Source organism: Streptomyces plumbidurans (genome assembly GCF_019857225.1).
GTDB classification, from domain to species: domain Bacteria; phylum Actinomycetota; class Actinomycetes; order Streptomycetales; family Streptomycetaceae; genus Streptomyces; species Streptomyces plumbidurans.
In genome coordinates this window covers 14624-33788 of sequence record NZ_JAFJSY010000004.1, presented here as the reverse complement: position 1 = coordinate 33788, position 19165 = coordinate 14624, and the positions used below count along the sequence as shown (strand labels likewise).

Here is a 19165-nt window from a genome sequence, read left to right as displayed (position 1 = left end):
CTCATCGAAGTTCATCGAAGTTCATCGGTGTTCTGTGGCGTTCAATGGTGTTCAGTGGCTGGTGAGGTGCCAGACGGCTGGGGTGTGCTGGTCCGGCGGCTCCTGCACGAGCCGGCCGTCGTCGACGACCAGCGGCATCTGCGTGATGGCGTTCACGAGTTCATATCCCCGGGCGGTACGCGTGAGCTGCCAGCGCTGCAGGGTGTCGGCAGGGTCGCAGCTCTTCCGCGTCGCCTCGACGCCGGGCTGGAGGGGCGTGTTGAGCGTGAGCTTGCCGCCGCTGATCTCCATGCAGCCGTCGGCGGTCCGGATGCTCGCGTAGCCGTCGGCGGTGCGGGTGACGGCGGCCTGGAAGGAGACGCCTGCCGTACGGAAGGTGTAGGTGCCGTCCGCCCCCGGCAGCCGCGTCAGGTCACGCCTGCCGGGGGCGTGCCCGACCGTCGTGCCGCGCGCGGTGAACGCGTCGTAGGTGACGTCGGGGTGTGCGTCGCCCCAGGTCGTCTGCGCGATGTGCCGCAGGGCGGGCCACAGTTCGACGGCGACCTCGTTCTCCGTCTCGCCCCGGCCGTTGTCGGGCCACAGGCTGATCTTCGCGCCGGTGACGCCCTCGCTGGACGCCAGTTTCTCGCCCTCGAAGCTGCGCGGGTCCCAGCTCTGGTCGTACAGGGACGCGGTGTCGCTGTGGAAGCCGCCGCGCACGAGGTAGAGCGAGTAGGCGGCGTTCTCCACCCGGTAGCCCCGCGCGATCAGTCGGCTCGGTTTCACGGCCACGTTCAGCCAGTGTTCGACCGTTGTCCCGGCGGCCACCGGCACGGTGTTGGCGCCGGTCAGGCCGTCGTTCCAGATGCGCAGCCGCTTGCCCTTGCTCGCGGCGTAGGCCTGGACGCGGTTGATGAAGTCGACGTACGCGTCCTGCGGGGTGGCGTTCGGGCCGTACTTCTGCTGGGCGTAGCGCAGCATCTGCGGGTACTTGGAGTAGTCGGAGCCGAGCATGTACTCGTCGGCGCCCATGTGCCAGGACTTGGCGGTGAAGACCTGGGCGTATTCGTCCATCAGGCTCGTGTAGTAGTCGAAGGCCGCCTGCCGGGTGACGTCGAGCCGGGCCGCCTGCTTGGTGCCGTCGGTGTCGGTCAGCTGGAGGTCCGGGCGGTTCTCGATCCACGGGTCCATGTGGCCCGGGGAGTTGATCTCGGGGATGATCTCGACGTGGTACCGCTCGCCGAGTGCGACCAGCCGGCGGATCTCGTCCTTGGTGTAGTAGCCCCAGGTGTTGGCCTCGGGATGGGCGTCGCTCTTCACCTTCAGCTCCAGGCTCAGCTGGTTGAGCTTGTGGTACGCCATCTCGCGGACGAGGTTCTCCAGCCAGGGCATGGTGATGTGGATGTAGCAGGCGCACACGCCCACGCCCCGCTCCCTGTAGTTCGGTGTGTCGACGGTCCGCCCGGCGGGGATGCGGTCGCCCTGGGCGAGGAGTTGCAGGACGGTGCGGGTGCCGTAGAAAGCGCCGGTCTCGGTGGCTCCGGTCACCGACAGCCGCTTTCCGGCGCGGAGTTCATATCCCTCGGCGCCCAGGGTGCCGCGCGAGGAGCGGACGTCGATGACGATGTCGCCGGTGCGTGCTCCGCCGCGGACGACGGGGACGGTGCCGTGCCCGGCCGCCCGCAGATCGTCGGCAAGGGTGTCGGCCACCCGCCGCTCGGCCGGGCTGTCCGCCACCAGCCTGGCACTTCGGCCGTACTGGTAACTGCCCGACTCCGCCGTCCAGTTGGTCAGCGCGGGCAGCGTGACCGGCGCCTTGTGCTGCTCCTGCGCGATGGCCGGGACCGGCGCCAGAAGCAGTGCCAGCGCGGCCGTGACACCCGGCAGCCGCAGCAGTCTCCTTCTCCGCTCAGCCATGCCACTCCACCTTGAACACCCACACGTGCTGTCCCGCTCTGCGGGCCGACTCGGGTACGTCGATCACCAGCGCTCCGTTGCGCACGGTCCAGGTCAGGGGACGGTCGTGGCCGAGCATCGTCACCCTGTCTCCGGAGCGGACGGGCACGGGCGCCGCGACCGTGAGCTTCGCGCCCGGCTTCGTCAGGGAGTGGATGTAGAAGGCCTCGTCGGGGCGGACCGTGAAGCGCAGGTCGTCGCCGAGCTGCGCCATGCGCGACCAGTACGTCGTGTCGTAGATCGCCTCGCCGTTGACCGCGAGCCAGGCGCCGGTCTCGCGCAGCCGGGTCTGCATGATGTCGGGGATGGTGCCGTCGGCGCGCGGGCCGATGTCGAGCAGGAAGTTGCCGTTCTTGGAGACGATGTCGACGAGACTGTGCACGACCTCCTCGGCCGTCATGTAGGCCTCGTCCGGGGTGGCCCGGTTGTAGCCGTAGCTGCGCGGGTCGAGTCCGCGGCTGGCCTCCCACTTGGCGACGACCGTGTTCTCGTACGTCGTGTACTCGGGGGTCGTGAAGTCGTGGAAGGAGATGCCGGAGCGGTCGTCTACCGCGACCTCGATCGGACGGGCCCGGTTCTTGGCGTGGTTGAAGTACTCGGCGAGGACATGGAGGCTGTCGTTCTCGCCGCCGATGTCGCACCAGATGATCTCCGGGTCGTAGCCGTGGATCAACTCCAGCATCTGCGGGGCCTGGTAGTCCTTCACGAAGTCCTTGCCCGCGGTGTATCCGGTGTACGGGACCGGTTCCAGGGTGTACGGATTGCGCGGGGCGTGGCCCATCCAGGGGCTGTCCGGGTTGAACCACTCGGGCATCGAGAAGTAGAGGCCGCGGTGGAGTTCGGGGGTGAACCGCCGGGAGGCGGCGAACAGTTCCTTGACCAGGTCCCGCTTGGGGCCGAGCTTCACCGCGTTGCGGTCGGAGACCTTGGTGTCCCACAGGGCGAAGCCCTCGTGGTGCTTGGAGGTCAGCACGTGGTACTGCGCGCCTGCGTCCCGGAACAGTTCCACCCATGCGCGCGGGTCGAACTTCTCGGCGGTGAAGCGGGGGATGAAGTCGTCGTAGGCGAAGTCCGTGCCGTAGGTGTCCCGGTGGTAGGCGTAGGTGGGGTTGTTCGGGTCCTGCATCTGGTCCCAGTACCACTCGGCGTACTGCACGCCGACCGGCGCCCACGCGGGCACCGAGTACACGCCCCAGTGGATGAAGATCCCGAACTTGGCGGCGTTGAACCAGTACGGCGCCCGGTGGCCCGACAAGGACGCCTCGGTGGGCTGGTAGTCGGCCGTGCCCAGGGTCAACCTGCTTGTGCCGGTGGCCGCTTGGGCGCCTCGTCCGCGGACGGTCACCGAGCCGTCCTGCTGTGTGCCGGGGGCGGTGCCCGCGCGGTTGCGGATGCCGACGTGCACGCGTGCCTGTTCGCCGGGGTCGAGCCGGCGTATGCGGGCGGGTCGGACGGTGCGGGCGCCGGGGACGTCGACGCGTACGGTCACGTCGTCACCGGCCAGGATCGCGACGGTGCCGGCGTTGACGACGGTGGCCTCGACGCTCTGGGCGCCGCCGGGTTCCAGCAGGGAACTGGTGGAGTGGGTGTCACGCAGGGCCAACGCCCGTCCCTGGGCCACGGGTTGGAGGGACAGCGCGAAGATGTGCAAGGACGTCTTGTTCGCCTCGGCGGGGTTGGTCACCGGCAGGGTGATGGCGACGGCCTCGCGCTGCGGGTCGGTCCACACCTCCGACGTACCGATCCCGACGCTGTGCTCGTCCTTGCTGCCGTCCGGCGTGTAGCGGTACGGCGCCGACAGCGGGCCGCCCGCCGCGTACCAGTCGGCGCCGCTCAGTCCGGCGGTGCTGGTCGAGCCGTCCGAATAATGCACGGTGGCGCTGCCGGAGGCGCTGCCGTAGCTGCCCGCGGTCAGGAAGACGGCCGACAGATAGCGGCCCTTGGGCAGGTCGACGCGCTGGCCGAGGGCCACGACGTTGTTCTTGGCGCCCGCGGTCGAGGCCGGGAAGTCGAAGGCGATGCCGTCCACCTCGACGCGGCCCGCGGGCAGTTCCTCGCCCGGGAACGTGTAGCCGGAGCCGTCGAAGTCGCCGCCGCGGGCGGAGGCGGTGTCGAAGCCGTCGTTGTCGTAGAGGGAGTCGAGCGAGACGGGGGCCGGGTCCGGGACGGGTGCCCACTGCCGTGCGGCGCCCTGTTCGTCCACGGTGGCGCTCCCTTCGTCCACGCGCTCGGTGGCGCCGGCCTCGGTCGCGGCGCCGAGCGGGAGGGTGGCGGAGGCGGTGACGGCCATCGCGGCACCCAGGACCTGACGTCTTGGATACGGACTCATGAGCGGCTCCAATTCATCGGATGTCTGATGATTGGACGAGCTCAGGAGCCTGTCAATGAGGCGTCAACGCACTGCGGTTGTCGCATTGATCGGATGACGTGCAGGTCAGCGGCGGGTGACTCACGACCGCGCGGTGAAAAGTCCAAGAAGATCCGCCCGAATGTCCAAGAGCCGAGGCTCTCGACGCCGGGGCCGCGGCCCGGCAGAGTGCTCCCATACTCACGAGTAGTTTCGCTCACCGCACTCCGAGGAGCCCCCGTGACCAGCTGGATCGGCCGGACCGCCGCCGAGATCGCCGCCGCCGTACGCGAGAAACGAGCCACCCCCCGTGAGGTGGTGGCCGAGCACCTCGACCGGATCGAGCGGCTCGACGGACGGGTCGGGGCGTTCCGCACGGTGCGGGCCGCGGCGGCGCCGGCCGAGGCCGACGAGGTGGCCGATCGCGCGGATCTGGCCGAACTGCCGCTGGCCGGAGTACCGGTGGCCGTCAAGGACAACCTGGCGGTGCGCGGCGAGTCCAGCCGCTGCGGTTCGGCGGCGACACCGGACACGCCCGCCGCCGAGGACCATGTCACGGTCGCGCGGCTGCGGGCGGCGGGCGCGGTGGTCGTGGGCCTGACGAACGTGCCCGAACTGTGCGTCTTCGGCACCACCGAGGGCGTGCACGGCACCGCCCGCAACCCCTGGGACCCGAGCCGCACCGCGGGCGGCTCCTCGGGCGGCAGCGCGGCCGCGGTCGCCGCGGGCCTGGTACCGATCGCTCTCGGCAACGACGGCATGGGCTCACTGCGGATACCGGCCGCCAACTGCGGCCTGGTCACCATCAAGCCGGGCCAAGGGGTCGTCCCCGCGGGCATCGGCGAGGGCGACTGGTTCGGCATGGCCGAGAACGGCCCGCTCGCCACGACGGTCGAGGACGCACGTCTGATGCTCTCCGTCCTCGCCGACTCCGCGGCGCCCGCACCGCACGAGCCGGGCATGCTCAGGATCGCCGTGTCGGTGCGCAGCCCCCTGTTCGGCGTCACGATCAGCAGGCCGTACGCGGTCGCCGCCCGGGACGCGGCCGGCGTCCTGATCAAGGCCGGGCACCAGGTCCGCCGCGCCGACCCGCCCTACCCGATGTCGCTGAGCACGACGTCGCTCACCCACTGGACGGCGGGCACAGCGGTCGACGCCAAGGACCTGGACCCGCGCCTGCTGGCCCGGCGCACCCGGGTGCACGCCGCCGTGGGGCGCCGGTTCGTGGGCAGGGTGCGCACCAGCGACAGCAGGGACAGGCTGCGCCGCCGCATGGAGCCGTTCTTCGCCGAGTACGACGTCCTGCTCACCCCCGCGCTGGCCCGGCGCTCCCCCAAGTCGGTGGCCTGGCACGAGCGGGGCTGGCTGCCGAACCTCCTCGCCAACACCAACTACTCGCCCATGACCCCGCCGTGGAACCTCACGGGCTGGCCGGCGATGGCCGTGCCGTTCGGCTCCCTGCCCTCCGGCGCCCCGACCGCCGTCCAGCTGGTGGGCCGCCCGGGCTCGGAGGCGATGCTGCTGGAGGTGGCCGAGCAGATCGAGAAGCTGCACCCGTGGCAGCGGACGGCGCCGCTCGATTAGAACTCGATGGGAAGAGGCCACCGGAGCGGGCAAGTGCTACAGCGCCCGGTGCATCACATGCAGGCCCACCCGCCCGTGCCGCGGATGCTCGAACGCCTCCGGCACCGTGCCCAAAATCGTGAAGCCGAGCGACAGCCACAGCTTTACGGCGGGGTTGGTCTCGACGACGGCGTTGAAGACCATCGCGTCGTAGCCGTCGGACTTGGCGGCGGCCAGGACGTGTTCGGCGAGGGCCCGGCCGACGCCACGGCCGGCCCGGTCGGGGTCGACCATGAAGCCGGCGTTGGCGACATGGGCCGCGGGTCCGCCGTAGTTGGGGGTGACGTAGGCCGAGGCGACGACGGCGCCGGTCTCGTCCTCGGCGACGTAGACCCGTTTGGCGGGGTTCATCCACAGGACCCGGGCGGCCTCCTCGGAGGTGTCCGGGTCCCAGGCGTAGGTCTCGGCTGCGGCGACGATTCGGTGCCAGAAAGGCCAGATCCGCGGCCAGTCCTCGGCCACGGCTTCTCTGATCTGCATGGGCGTGAGTCTGGCACGCCCATGCAGGTCGGCGATCGCGAAGCTCCTGCCCGCTCAGTCCACGCTGGGCAGGATGTGGGGCTCGGCCAGGTCCTCCTCGTAGCCCGCCAGGCGGATCGGTGCGGACCGGGCCCACACGTCCAGGCTGCCGATGTCGTCCGGTCGGTGGCCGGCGCGCTCCTTGCGTTCCTTGGGGCGCTGTTCGCGATTCGTCTTCTCTGGTGTCACCGCGCACTCCTTATGTGTCGGGTCACCCTCGGGGCGGGCCGGTCACTGTGCCGTCCGGCGCCTGACGCCCGCTCAGGTGTGAGTCGAAAGCAGTTCGGACGCGGTGGCGCCTGCAACTCGGGTGGAAACAGGCCGCTGTGAACCGGCTTGCCCCGGGACGGACGTGGGTGTGGGTGGAACCCGGTACTGCTGTCCGTCCGCTCCAGACTAACCAAATGAGCAGAGGTCCGCTCTATGGGGCCCAAAACTTGGGCTCAATGTCCTAAGTTATTCGGTTTCAGCCCTCTCTTTGCGTCACTCGTTCGGCCTACAGACGTGCCGAAGGGGCAACACCCGTTCCATGCTGGGTCCGAGGGCTTCTTCCGGGAGGGGGATGTCATGGCGTCGGTCACCTTCGACAGGGCCACCCGGTGCTTCCCGGCCATGGGCCGGCCGGCCGTCGACTCGCTCGACCTCGAGATCGAGGACGGTGAGTTCATGGTCCTTCTCGGTCCTTCCGGGTGTGGAAAGTCGACCTGTCTGCGCATGCTCGCCGGACTGGAGGACGTCGACTCGGGATCGATCCTGATCGGCGTCCGGGACGTCACCCATCTTCCGCCCCGGGAGCGCGACATCGCGATGGTGTTCCAGAACTACGCGCTGTTCCCGCATTTGTCGGCTGCCGACAACATCGGGTTCGCGCTGAAGGTCGCCCGCATGGCCAAGTCCCGGGCCCGGCAGCGGGTTCAGCATGCCGCCTCCGTCCTCGACATCGAGCAGTACCTCGGCCGCCGGCCCGGCACGCTCGCGGGCGGTGAGCGGCAGCGGGTGGCGACGGGGCGTGCGCTCGTGCGGGACCCGCGGGTGTATCTGATGGACGAACCGCTGTCCAACCTCGACGCCCGTCTGCGGGCGCAGACCCGTGCGCAGATCGTGCGGATGCAGCACCACCTCGGCATCACCACCGTGTACGTCACCCACGACCAGCTGGAGGCGATGGCGGTGGGCGACCGCCTCGCCGTGCTCAAGGACGGGGTGCTGCAGCAGGTGGGCACCCCGCGGGACATCTACGCCCACCCGGCCAACACCTTCGTGGGCGCCTTCGTCGGGTCGCCCGCGATGAACCTCTTCCGGCTGCCGCTGTCCGCGGACGGGGCCCGGCTCGGGGCGCTGGACATACCGCTGGCCCGCGACACGGTACGGGCGGCCGGGGCCCGCGAGATCGTGCTCGGGGTGCGGCCCGAGCAGTTCGAGTTCGTCTCCGGGGAGGACCGCGAGACGCCCGGCCTCGACCTCGTCGTCGACGCGGTCGAGGACACCGGCGCCGTCGTCTACCTCCACACCACCGCACGCTCCGCCCGCGAGCGCACCGACGTCGTGGTCCGCCTGCCGGGGCGGGCCACCCTCGGCAGGGGGGCCTCGCTGCGGGTGGCGATCCGCGCCGGGGAGGTGCACTGCTTCTCGGCGCTGACAGGGCAGCGGCTCCCCGGCGATGCACCGAACGGGCCGAGCAGTTCAGGTCCCGTTGGCCGAATCGCAAGGCAGCCATGATCTGCTGCCGTACGGCAACGGCTTTTCCTGCGGGAGGACTGACGCATGGAGCTGCGCAGTGTCGAGGAGCTGATGGATCTGCTGTACGCCTGCCGGGGCTCGTGGGACCCTCCCGGACCGGGCAAGGACCGGGTCGACCTGCACCAGCACGCGCTGCAGACCGCCGCGCTGCTGCGGCGGCGCCGCCCCGCCGACAAGGAACTCCAGGTGGCGGGCCTCGTCCACGCGATCGGCCCACTGCTGCGCCCGGCCGACCCGGCCGACGCGGTCCGCACCCTGCTCGGCGAACGCGTCGGCCGCCTCCTCCGCGACCACCACCGCCACCCCGAACCCACCGACGACGACCTGCTGTGCCTACGCCAGGCCGACGAGGAGGGCCGCACCACCGACTTCGACGCAGGAGTGCTGGAGGACTGGCGCACGGTCCTGGAACTGGTGGCAGCACGGAACTCCCGGCTCGGAGCTGTCGACTGACGATCCGTCATGAGACGGTACGGAGGAGCATCTGGGCCGCGGGAGCCTGGCCCGTGGCCGCCGGATTCCCGTCCTGACACTGCCGACGGACAGGCCGTCACAGGGGCTCGGCGATGACATCGCCGGACGGACTCGAAGGGCACTGACTCACGGGCAGGGCCGCCGTCGTCACCGGGGGGCCGCGCGGCGCGGCGAAGGAGCGGGGCGGCGGGGGCCTGACCCGTGGCCCCGGGAATTCCCGTCTCGACACTGTCGACGGACAGGCCGTCCCAAGGGCTCGGCGACGACACCGCGGGACGGACTCGAAGGGCACCGACTCACGGGCAGGGCCGCCGCCGTCACCGGGGCCGCGCGGCGCAGCGAAGGAACGAGGCGGCGGGATCTGACCGCCGGCTGCTCGGAATTCCCGTCCCAAGGCTGTCAACTGACGATCCGTCATGAGACGGTACGGCGATGACGTCGCCATACGGACCCGAGGGGCACGGGCTCACGGGCCGGGCTGCCATTGTCACCGGGGCGACGCGTGGGATTGGGCGGGCTGTTGCCGGGCGGCTGGTCGCGGCAGGGGTGTTGGTGTGTGTGACCGCGCGGGATGCGGGTGAAGTGCGGCGGGTGGCCGAGGAGTTGGGGGGCGTGGGTCTGGCCGGGGATGTCGGGGAGCCGGAGCATCTGCGGGCGGTGACGGAGCTGGCGCTGCGTGCGTTCGGCCGGATCGACGTGGTGGTCAACAACGCGGCGACGAACCAGCCGTACGGTCCGCTCATGGAGGCCGATCCGCAGGCGTGGCGACAGGCGTTCCGGGTGAACGTCGAGGCTCCGTTGCGGCTCGTGCAGTGTGCCTGGCGGGCATGGATGCGGGAGCACGGCGGCTCCGTGGTCAACATCTGCACGGAGGGCGCGGGCCACGCCGGGCCCAACGTCGGTGCCTATGGCACGAGCAAGGCGGCCCTGCTGCATCTGACACGGCAGCTCGCCGGGGAGCTGGCGCCGAAAGTGCGGGTCAACTCCGTCTCCCCCGGCCTCGTCCGCACCGAGATGGCGCGCTCCGTCTGGGAGCCGGGCGAGCGGCAGCTGGCCGCGGGGCTTCCGCTGGGGCGCATCGGTGAGCCGGACGACGTCGCCCGGGCGGTGGTGTGGCTGGCCTCCGACACGGCCGACTGGATCACGGGCGCGGATCTGCTGGTGGACGGCGGGACCAGGGTCAGGACGGCGTACCCCGGGCCGGGGTACGCCGTCGGCGACCGTCTTCGCTCATACGCACCACCTCACTCGTGAGACTCATAGGACTCGGGAGAGTGGCTGTTACTACGGCCTTGGCTGTGGCTCCCTCACGGGAACAGCGCGATGCCCAGGATGACGATGAGGACCACGAACACCACGATGGCGATCGTGCCCCACGTCCAGGGGTGCCGGTACGGATCGCCGGAGCCACCGCGGGGCCGGTCCTCCTGCAACTCGGCCTTCTCGGGCCGGTCTCCCCCGTAGAACTCTTCGTCCGTCGGGTAGCGGTTGCGTGGATCGTCGAACGCACGGGGGTCGACTCCGTGTGAATTGTCCATGATCACACTCCTGGCGCGGTTGTCACCGGAGGGCCGGGTACCCGAGCCGCGCCGGGCCACACGTCACGGCCGGCGGATCACCACTTGCCGGGCGCGTAGTCCTTCAGGAAGACGCCGTACAGGTCCTCGCCCTGCTCGCCGCGCACAATCGGATCGTAGACCCGGGCGGCCCCGTCGACCAGGTCGAGCGGGGCGTGGAAGCCCTCGTCGGCCAGCCGCAGCTTGTCGTAGTGGGGCCGTTCGTCGGTGATCCAGCCGGTGTCGACGGAGGTCATCAGGATGCCGTCCGTCTGGAACATCTCCTGCGCGCTGGTCCGGGTCACCATGTTCATGGCGGCCTTGGCGGCGTTGGTGTTCGGGTGGCCTGCGCCCTTGTAGCCGCGGCCGAACACGCCCTCCATCGCCGAGACGTTGACGACGTAGGCGCGCCCGTGGGCCGCCTTGCGCGCGGCCTCGGCCATGGCCGAGCGGAGCATGCTGATCAGGATGAACGGCGAGGTGTAGTTGCACAGCTGGGTCTCGAGGAGCTCCACCGGGGAGATCTGCTCGATGGTCTGCACCCAGGTGTTGGACTCGACGACGTCGGGGACCAGGCCGCCCGCGTCGATGGCGGTGCCGTCCAGGTGCCGGGCGACGCTGGCGTTGCCCGCGACCAGGGCGAGATCGGCGACCTTCTGCGCGTCGAGGCCGCTGGTGCCCAGGGGCAGCGCGGCCAGGCCGTCGACCGCTCCGGAGTTGAAGGCGCCGATGACGTGGTGCGCGGGCAGTTCACCGGCGGGCAGGGGGGCGCTCTCGCCGTCGACGAGGGCGGCGTAGGCCGAGGGCAGGCGGCGTACGGTCTGCGTCGCGTTGTTGATCAGGATGTCGAGCGGGCCGGCCTCGGTGACCTGCTCGGCGAGGGCCACGGTCTGGGCGGGGTCGCGCAGGTCGATGCCGACGACCTCCAGGCGGTGGATCCAGTCCGCCGAGTCGTCCATGGCCTTGAAGCGGCGGATGGCGTCCTTGGGGAAGCGCGTGGTGATGGTCGTGTGCGCGCCGTCGCGCAGCAGCCTGAGCGCGATGTACATGCCGATCTTGGCGCGGCCGCCGGTGAGCAGGGCGCGCTTGCCGGTGAGGTCGGCGCGGGCGTCGCGGCGGTCGCGGTTCAGGCGGGCGCAGTCGGGACAGAGCTGGTGGTAGAAGTAGTCGACCTCCACGTACCGGGTCTTGCACGTGTAGCAGGAACGGGGGCGCTGGAGTATCCCCGCGATCCGGCCCTCCTCGGTGGCCGAGGAGGGCAGCAGGCCCTCGGTCTCGTCGTCGATGCGCTGGGCGGAGCCGGTCGCCGTGGCCTCCGTGACCGCCTTGTCGTGGGCGGTCTTGGCGGCCCGGCGCTCCTGGCGGCGGCGCTGCTTGACCGTGCGGTAGACGCCCGCGGTGGCCCGGCGGACGGCGATCGCGTCCGGGTGGTCGATCTCCAGCTTGTCGAGTTCCTCCAGGACGCCGAGGCAGACGGCCAGCCGCTCGGGGTCGATGCCGGGGCCGTACGCGGCCTCGTCACCGGGCTCGTGCACGACCTCGTCCGTGATCGTCGAGCCGTTGTCTGTCACCGTCATCGCCGCTGCGTTCCCTGCTCTTGCCTCGCGGCGCTCCGGTCGCGCCCGCTTTCGAACAGCGAATTTTAACGGAGCGCCGGAGCGGTCCACCAAACCCGCGATCTCAGGAACCGCAGGCGGTGGTCAGCGTCCGCACTTCCTCGGTGAGGGCGGCGGCCAGGACGTCCAGGTCGGGTACGGCCTTGGCGTCGGCGACCAGGCCGTAGTGGACCCGGCCGCGGTAGGTGGAGACGGCCACCGCCAGGGAGTGGCCGCGGGCCAGCGGGGCGAAGGGGTAGACCTCGGTGAGCGGGTTGCCGCCGAGCCTCAGGCCGACGCCGGGCAGCGGGACGCTGGTGACCAGGATGTCGAACCAGAGGCGGGCGGCCTGGCCGGCCAGCGGTCCGCCGAGCCGGTGGCCGATCGCCGGCACATGGTCGGCGAGCAGGGCGACGGCGCCCGCGCCGCGGTTCGGGCCGGCGTCCTTGTTGCGGTCCATGGCGGTGCGGACCGTGTCGAGGCGGCCGAGCGGGTCGGGGTCGCCGACGGGAAGCCGTATCAGGTAGCCGGAGAGCCGGTTGCCCTGTGGGTGGGCGGTGCGCGGGCGGCGCTTGGAGACGGGGATGAGGGCCCGGGGTGCGATGCCGTCGCTGCCGTCGCCGCGCTCGTCGAGCCAGCGGCGCAGGGCGCCCGCGACGAGTGCGATCAGGACGTCGTTGACGGTGCCGCCCTGGGCCTTGCGCACGCGCTGCACGTCGTCGAGGTCGATGACGACACCGGCGGTGCGGCGGGTGCCGGTGGCCTCGGAGGTGAAGGCGGAGGAGGACCGCACGCCCAGGCCGGAGACGGCCAGCGAGGCGCCGATGTCCAGGGCCCGGCCCACGTCGGACAGCGCGCCCCTGACCAGTCCGGGCAGCCTGCGCACATCGGGCAGCAGGCCGCGCCGCGGCTCCTCGGGGCGGGGTCTGCGCTCGGGCAGGTCCATCGGGTCCATGATCGCGCCGGCGAGGGTGAGCGCGCGCAGCCCGTCGGCCAGGGCGTGATGGAACTTGAACAGCACGGCGAAGGAGATGCCGTCCTCGCCCGGCAGCACATGGGCCTCCCACGGCGGCCTGCCGCGCACCAACGAGCGCTCCATGAGCCGGCCGGCCTCGGTGTGGAAGTCGGTGGTGGGCGCGTGCAACCGGACGTGGTTGAGCGGGTCGAAGTCCGGGTCGGGCTCGCGGGTGGCGCTGCCGAAGGACATCGGCTTCAGCGGCGAGGGCTGCCACAGGTCCCGGATGCGCATCCGCAGTCCGGGCACGGCGGCGGCCCGGGAGGCGAGCAGGTCGGCGGCGTGGGCGCCGGCCGTGGGCGAGTGCGCGGAGAACACCCCGAGGGCCCCGAGGTGCATGGGGTGCTCGGCGGACTCGATGTTCCAGAACGCCAGGTCGAGTGGAGCGAGCAGGTCAGTGGTCAATGGCTTGCCTCGCGAAGACGGACGGGTGAGCCAGCAGTCAACCTCTCCGCGGAGATTACGGTCAAGTACGATCAGGCTACGCTCAGTTAACAGCAGATTAAGTCCCGTCCCCCTGTTGAGGGACGGGACTCATGTGTCTGCTGAGGTCACTTCAGCGCAGGTGGCGCCGCCTTCGGTGACGTACCCCACTCAGACGGCTGCGAGCCGACCGTGAAGGCCAGCGAGCGCAGGGAGCGCAGCGAACCGGTCGTCAGGTACGTCCGGTCGTACGTTTTTCCGTCCGTGCGGGCCGACTGGATGTACCGGTCGGTGGCCGAGGTGCCCTTCGCGGTGATGGTCAGGGCGCCGTGCGGGTAGTAGTGGCGGTCCAGGGTCAGGTCGACCCGGTCGAAGACCGGTGTGGACAGGCCCCAGGTGTTGTAGCCGGGCTGCACCGGGAAGACGCCGATCGACGACAGCACGTTCCAGGCGGACATGGTGCCGAGGTCGTCGTTGCCGGTCATGCCGGTCGGGGTGTCGGTGAACAGGGTCAGCGCCGCGTGCACGACGTCGGTCGTCTTCCAGGGCTGCCCGGTCGACAGATAGGTGTACGGGGCGATCAGGTCGGGCTCGTTCTGCGGGTTGTATTTGTCCGCGTTGTAGTAGTCGTACGGGCCGTTGACCCACACCTCGCGGGCCGTCTTCGCCGGGTCGGCCAGCAGCTGGTCGTAGGCGAAGAACGAGTCGAGCCGCTGGTTCGCGGCCTGCTCGCCGCCGATCAGGGAGACCATGCCGGGCAGGTCCTGCGGCACCAGCCACTGGTACTGCCAGGACGTGCCCTCGTGGAAGCCCTCGCTCTGCGCCGGGTCGGCCGGGCCGGTGAAGGCGCCGGAGGCGTCACGGGCGCGGAAGAAGCCGGTGGAGGGGTCGAAGATGTGGCGGTAGCTCTGGGCCCGCTCGGCGTAGCGCGCGGCGTCGGCGCCGTGCCCGAGGTCGCGGGCCATCTGCGCGAGCATCGCGTCCGACAGGGCGTACTCCAGGGTCGCCGAGGCGCCGTGGTCGTAGTCCGAGTCGCCGGGCTTCACGTGGGCGCGGTCCTTGATGTACGGCGCGAAGCCCTCGGAGATGTACTCCTTGTTCGCCTCCCGGCCCACGGCCGGGGAGTCGGCGGGCGGCACCCCGTCGGCGTTCTGCTTCAGCGCCTTGTACGCCCGCTCCTCGTAACCCTTGAGCAGGCCCTGCTGGTAGGCGTTGGTCAGGAACGGGGTGACCGGGTCGCCGGTCATGATGTTCGTCTCGACCGTGCCGTAGCCCCACTTGGGCAGCCAGCCGCTCTCCTCGGAGATCTTGATCACCGAGATCGCCATGTCCCGGGCCTCGCGCGGCGCGAGCAGGGACAGCAGCTGGGACTGGGTGCGGTAGGTGTCCCACAGGGACCAGTTCTGGTAGTACGTGAAGCCCTTGGTGCGGTGGATCTTCTGGTCCCAGCCGGTGTAGCGGCCGTCGACGTCACTGCCGATGTTGGGCGCGAGGAACGAGCGGTACAGGGACGAGTAGAAGGTCCGGCGCAGGCTGTCGCTGCCGCCCTGGGCACGCACGTCGTCGAGCCGGTCCTCCCACGCCTGCTGGGCGCGGTGGCGCACGGTGTCGAAGGAACGGCCGCCCTCGGCACGGAGGTTGAGGGCGGCGCCGCGCGCGTCGACGTACGACAGCGCGGTGGTCGCCTCGACGGTGCGGTCCTTGGTGGTGTCGAAGCGGACGTAGGCACCGCCGGAGCCCGTCGTCGAGCCCGGGGTCACCGTCGAGCCGTCCCAGGTGCCGTGGGCGGTGAAGGGACGGTCGAAGCGGGTGATCGTGTAGACGGTGTACGGCTTGGTGTCCTGGCAGAAGCCGCGCCCGGTGATGGCGGTGCGCACGGTGCGGCTGTCCAGGATCTCGACCTTGGTGGAGACCGTGGAGTGCAGCGACTGGCCCGCGTTCAGCAGGACGTTGGCCTTGTCGGTGGCCGGGAAGGTGTAGCGCTGCACGCCGGTGCGCGCGGTGGCGGACAGCTCGGCCTTGATGCCGGTCTTGAGGCCGACCTCGTAGTAGCCGGGGCTCGCCTGCTCGTCGTCGTGGCTGAAGCCGGCGGCGTACTGCGCGTAGTCCGTCTGTGTGACGTCACCGGTGGTCGGCAGGACCGGGAGGTCTCCGCCGAGACCGCAGCCGACGCCGGACAGATGGACCAGGGAGAAGCCGCGGATGTGGTCCTGGGAGTAGTCGTAGCCGGTGTTGTGGCCGGTGTCCGGCGAGAACTGCACCATGCCGAAGGGCACGGCGGCGCCGGGGTAGGTGTTGCCCTCGTTCTCGGTGCCGATGAACGGGTTGACCAGGTCGGTGAGCCGGGTGTCGCCCGGCCCGCCCGCGTGCGCCGTGGCCGGGACGGCGGTGAGGCCGACCGTGCCGAGCAGCGCGGCGAGCATCAGCGCCAGCCGGTGTCTGGAACGGGGGAAATGCACGGATCCTCCCGATAACAACGTTGTCATAAACAGCAGTTGGCATGACAACACGGATTCCGCGTCCCCGTCCAGGGACATGACAAGGTTCGGCGACACGGTCAGGGGCATGACAAAAAGGGCGGGCGAAGGCCGTCACACGCGCGTGTGACGGCCCGCCGCCTACGGCACCACTTGCCCCTTGCCCAGGGCGATGACCCCGCCCTTGGAGACGGTGTAGAGCTCCGCGTCCCGCTCCGGGTTGACGCCGATCGTCGCGCCCGGCGGCACCTGGACGTTCTTGTCCAGGACCGCGCCGCGCACCACCGCCCCGCGGCCGATGTGGACGTTGTCGTGCAGGATCGAGCCCTGCACCACCGCGCCGGGGTCGACCACGACACCCGGTGAAAGCACGGAGCGCGTGACCTGGCCGCGGATCAGGCAGCCCGCGCTGATGATGGACTCGCTCGCCATCCCGCCCGCGTTGAAGCGGGCCGGGGAGAGCTGGTTGGAGTGGGTGTACACGGGCCACTGGCGGTTGTAGAGGTTGAACGCCGGCCGCTCGGCGATCAGGTCCATGTGCGCGTCGTAGTACGCGTCCATCGTGCCCACGTCACGCCAGTAGCCCTGGTCGCGGATGGTCTCGCCGGGCACGTGGTTGGCGCTGAAGTCGTACAGCTGCGCCTCGCCGCGGTCGGTGAGCTGGGGCAGGATCGAGCCGCCCATGTCGTGCACCGAGTCCTCGTCCTCGGCGTCCCGCTGCAGCGCCTCGATCAGCGCCTTGGTGGTGAAGATGTAGTTGCCCATCGAGGCGAAGACGCACTCGGGGTCGTCCGCCAGGCCCGGCGGGTCGGCGGGCTTCTCCAGGAAGCGCTCGACCGACAGTCCGTCCGAGCCCGGGGAGATCACCCCGAACTGCGAGGACTCCGAGCGCGGGACACGGATGCCCGCGACGGTGACGCCCGCCCCGCTCTCGATGTGCTGGGCGAGCATCTGGCGGGGGTCCATGCGGTACACGTGGTCGGCGCCGAACACCGCGACGTACTCGGGCGCCTCGTCGTACACCAGGTTCAAAGACTGCAGGATGGCGTCGGCGCTGCCCAGGTACCAGCGCGGGCCGAGCCGCTGCTGCGCCGGGACCGGGGTGACGTAGTTGCCGAGCAGGCTGGACATCCGCCAGGTGGTGGTGATGTGCCGGTCCAGCGAGTGCGACTTGTACTGCGTCAGGACGCAGACGCGCAGGATGTCGCCGTTGACGAGATTGGACAGGACGAAGTCGACCAGGCGGTACGTACCGCCGAAGACGACCGCTGGTTTGGCCCGGTCGGCCGTCAGGGGCATCAGGCGTTTGCCTTCTCCGCCCGCCAGGACGATCCCGAGCACCGAAGGTCCGCCACGACGCATGGCCGCTCCCCTCACCGTGGTTGATCCATGCTTGCCCCTGCCCAGGGCGGTGTAAGCCTGTTCGAAGCGGTGCCGTCTTTTCTTCGGCCCTTCCTGTCCACTCCCGCTTCTAGTCCCGCTTGAGGATCTTCTCGTAAACACCGACGGTACGACGGGCGACGGCGTCCCAGCCGAACTCCTCCACCGCGCGCTCCCGGCCCGCCTCGCCCATCCGCCGCGCAGTCTCCGGGTCACCGATCACCGTGTCCAGCGCCCGCGCGAGGGATGCCTCGAAGGCGTCGTCCATCTCGACCAGCAGCCCCGTCCTGCCGTCGTCCACGACCTCGGGGATGCCGCCGACCCGGGAGGCCACGACGGGCGTCCCGCAGGCCATCGCCTCCAGATTGACGATGCCGAGGGGCTCGTACACCGACGGGCACACGAACACGGCCGCGTGGGTCAGCAGCTGGATCACCTCGGGGCGCGGCAGCATCTGGGGGATCCAGTGCACGCCCTCGCGGACCCGGCTCAGCTCCTCGTACAGCTCGCGGAACTCCCGGTCGATCTCCGGGGTGTCGGGGGCTCCCGCACACAGCACGACCTGCGCCGCCGGGTCGATGCCGCGCACCGCGCGCAGCAGATGGGGCACGCCCTTCTGCCGGGTGATGCGACCGACGAACAGGACGTACGGGCGCTCGGTGCCGATGCCGATGCGGTGCAGGACGTCGGTGCCGTGGTCCGGGCGGTACAGCGTGGTGTCGATGCCGTTGTGCACGACGTGGACCCTGGCCGGATCGAGCGCCGGGTAGCAGCCGAGGATGTCCTCGCGCATGGCGCCGGAGACGGCGATCACCGCGTCGGCGGCCTCGACGGCGGTGCGCTCGGCCCAGCCGGAGAGGGCGTACCCGCCGCCGAGCTGCTCGGCCTTCCAGGGGCGCAGCGGCTCCAGGGAGTGGGCGGTCATCACATGCGGGACGCCGTGCAGCAGCTTGCCGAGATGGCCCGCGAGGTTGGCGTACCAGGTGTGGGAGTGCACCAGCTCGCAGCCCTCCAGGCCGGCGGCCATCGCGAGGTCGACGGAGAACGTGCGCAGTGCGTCGTTGGCGGTGTCGAGGGCGGCCCACGGGCGGTGGCGTACGACACCCGCACCCCGGCCCTCCCCCCAGCTGTGCACCTCCAGGTCGACCAGGGAGCTCAACTCCCGGGCGAGGAACTCGACATGGACGCCCGCACCGCCGTACACGTCCGGCGGGTACTCCCGGGTCAGCAGTCCCACTCGCACCCGCTACCCCCAGCTGTCGGCGACCGGTTCCCTCATGGTCACCCAGATGCGTCGCGCGGGGAAGAGGCGGAGGAGCACGGCGGCCGCACGAAGCAGCAGTCGCCGCAGACCCGTCCGCCGGGCACGCGGTAGTAGAGGCAGCAGCTGCGGCGCCGGAAGGCGGTGCCGGTGAGGGTGCCGGTGCCCGCCAGGAGGGGGTGGGCGAGCAGGGCGGCGGTGAGGGCGCGGGTGCGGGCCGAGGCGCCCAGCACGCGGGCCGCTCCCGCGAGGGCCGACGCCGCGTTGCCCCACAGCAGCCCGGGCGCGATCCGGTGGTGCGTCCGCAGGGCCGCCGCCAGCGGTTCGAGGTGTCCGTGCAGGACGACGTCCGCGACCGTCCCGGGGTCCGCGGGCAGCGGGCGTACCTCGGACAGCCACAGGTCGTCGGGGGCGGCGGCGCCGGGGTCCCAGTGCAGCAGTTCGGGGTCGAGGTCGGGGACGCGGCCGTAGCGGTCCGCGCAGCCGAGCATCACCGACCACAGCCGTGCCGCCAGCCCCTGTTGGGCGATCGAGGCCGCGATTCGCGCCTCGGGAGCGCGCAGAATTGACGCGACCTTTTCGACGCGGAAAGTTACGATGTCTCCGTAAACCTCCGACGGCCGGTTTTCATACGCCTGGGCGAGCGTCGGCGGTGGTTCGTGCGGCGCCCGGCCCGTGCGCAGTACGAAGAAGCCGCCGAGCGGCGCGAGGGCTGCGAGATCGGGGTCGAGGTCCACGAAGAGCAGTAATACCAAGGGCCCTAAGGGTTTCCACTGGGGGCCCTGCACCCGGTGTCGCCCACCCTGGGGAGGACGGCGCC

At 70.8% G+C, this 19165-nt stretch carries 15 protein-coding genes; 4 read left to right on the top strand and 11 right to left on the bottom strand.

The window, feature by feature from the left end; translation table 11 throughout:
* Positions 1-51 precede the first annotated feature (51 nt).
* Positions 52-1896: a glycoside hydrolase family 20 protein gene (locus JYK17_RS03115; protein WP_128801242.1), complete on the bottom strand. Its 1845-nt coding sequence runs from the start codon at positions 1894-1896 to the stop codon at positions 52-54.
* The gene (locus JYK17_RS03110; protein ID WP_222809711.1) at positions 1889-4264 is read right to left on the bottom strand and encodes an alpha-L-fucosidase; all 2376 of its coding nucleotides are present in this window, start codon (positions 4262-4264) and stop codon (positions 1889-1891) included. Before JYK17_RS03110 ends, JYK17_RS03115 begins: the two co-directional genes overlap by 8 nt.
* 258 nt (positions 4265-4522) lie before the next feature.
* Here JYK17_RS03110 and JYK17_RS03105 point away from each other — a divergent pair, with 258 nt between their 5' ends.
* Entirely contained in the window at positions 4523-5866 is a 1344-nt protein-coding gene (locus JYK17_RS03105; RefSeq protein ID WP_128801244.1) for an amidase, read from the top strand.
* Between the two features lie 36 nt (positions 5867-5902).
* Here JYK17_RS03105 and JYK17_RS03100 read toward each other — a convergent pair whose 3' ends face one another.
* Both JYK17_RS03100 and JYK17_RS03095 read right to left on the bottom strand, forming a co-directional pair.
* Positions 5903-6385, bottom strand: a complete 483-nt coding sequence (locus JYK17_RS03100; RefSeq protein WP_222809710.1) for a GNAT family N-acetyltransferase — start codon at positions 6383-6385, stop codon at positions 5903-5905.
* A 54-nt stretch (positions 6386-6439) separates the two neighbouring features.
* Positions 6440-6613: a hypothetical protein gene (locus tag JYK17_RS03095; RefSeq protein WP_016431125.1), complete on the bottom strand. Its 174-nt coding sequence runs from the start codon at positions 6611-6613 to the stop codon at positions 6440-6442.
* Between the two features lie 378 nt (positions 6614-6991).
* On the opposite strand from JYK17_RS03095, the gene JYK17_RS03090 reads away from it, so the two are divergent.
* The 3 genes from JYK17_RS03090 (at position 6992) to JYK17_RS03080 (ending at position 9892) form a co-directional block, all read left to right on the top strand.
* Positions 6992-8143 (top strand): ABC transporter ATP-binding protein, encoded by a 1152-nt coding sequence (locus JYK17_RS03090; protein ID WP_128801246.1) that lies wholly within the window; start codon positions 6992-6994, stop codon positions 8141-8143.
* Positions 8144-8188: 45 nt separating this feature from the next.
* Positions 8189-8617 carry an inositol oxygenase gene (locus tag JYK17_RS03085; RefSeq protein WP_222809709.1) on the top strand — a complete coding sequence of 143 codons (429 nt, stop codon included), beginning with the start codon at positions 8189-8191 and terminating at the stop codon, positions 8615-8617.
* 453 nt (positions 8618-9070) lie between these two features.
* Entirely contained in the window at positions 9071-9892 is an 822-nt protein-coding gene (locus tag JYK17_RS03080; RefSeq protein ID WP_222809708.1) for an SDR family oxidoreductase, read from the top strand.
* 53 nt (positions 9893-9945) lie between these two features.
* Here the strand turns inward: JYK17_RS03080 and JYK17_RS03075 are convergent, their stop codons facing one another.
* The 7 genes from JYK17_RS03075 to JYK17_RS03045 all read right to left on the bottom strand — a co-directional run bounded on the left by JYK17_RS03075 (position 9946) and on the right by JYK17_RS03045 (position 19100).
* Positions 9946-10176, bottom strand: a complete 231-nt coding sequence (locus tag JYK17_RS03075) for a hypothetical protein (RefSeq protein ID WP_222809707.1) — start codon at positions 10174-10176, stop codon at positions 9946-9948.
* Between the two features lie 77 nt (positions 10177-10253).
* Positions 10254-11771: an SDR family NAD(P)-dependent oxidoreductase gene (locus JYK17_RS03070; protein ID WP_108012236.1), complete on the bottom strand. Its 1518-nt coding sequence runs from the start codon at positions 11769-11771 to the stop codon at positions 10254-10256.
* Between the two features lie 103 nt (positions 11772-11874).
* Positions 11875-13209, bottom strand: coding sequence for a wax ester/triacylglycerol synthase family O-acyltransferase (locus tag JYK17_RS03065; protein ID WP_128801249.1), 1335 nt, complete (start codon positions 13207-13209; stop codon positions 11875-11877).
* Between the two features lie 146 nt (positions 13210-13355).
* Positions 13356-15650, bottom strand: coding sequence for a GH92 family glycosyl hydrolase (locus tag JYK17_RS03060; protein ID WP_222809764.1), 2295 nt, complete (start codon positions 15648-15650; stop codon positions 13356-13358).
* 195 nt (positions 15651-15845) lie between these two features.
* On the bottom strand, positions 15846-17066 hold the full coding sequence (glgC, locus tag JYK17_RS03055) for a glucose-1-phosphate adenylyltransferase (RefSeq protein WP_108012234.1): 1221 nt from the start codon (positions 17064-17066) through the stop codon (positions 15846-15848).
* Positions 17067-17175: 109 nt separating this feature from the next.
* A complete protein-coding gene (gene glgA, locus JYK17_RS03050; protein WP_222809706.1) occupies positions 17176-18327 on the bottom strand; it encodes a glycogen synthase in 1152 nt (383 codons plus the stop codon).
* A 38-nt stretch (positions 18328-18365) separates the two neighbouring features.
* The gene (locus JYK17_RS03045; protein ID WP_222809705.1) at positions 18366-19100 is read right to left on the bottom strand and encodes an IucA/IucC family C-terminal-domain containing protein; all 735 of its coding nucleotides are present in this window, start codon (positions 19098-19100) and stop codon (positions 18366-18368) included.
* Positions 19101-19165 lie beyond the last annotated feature (65 nt).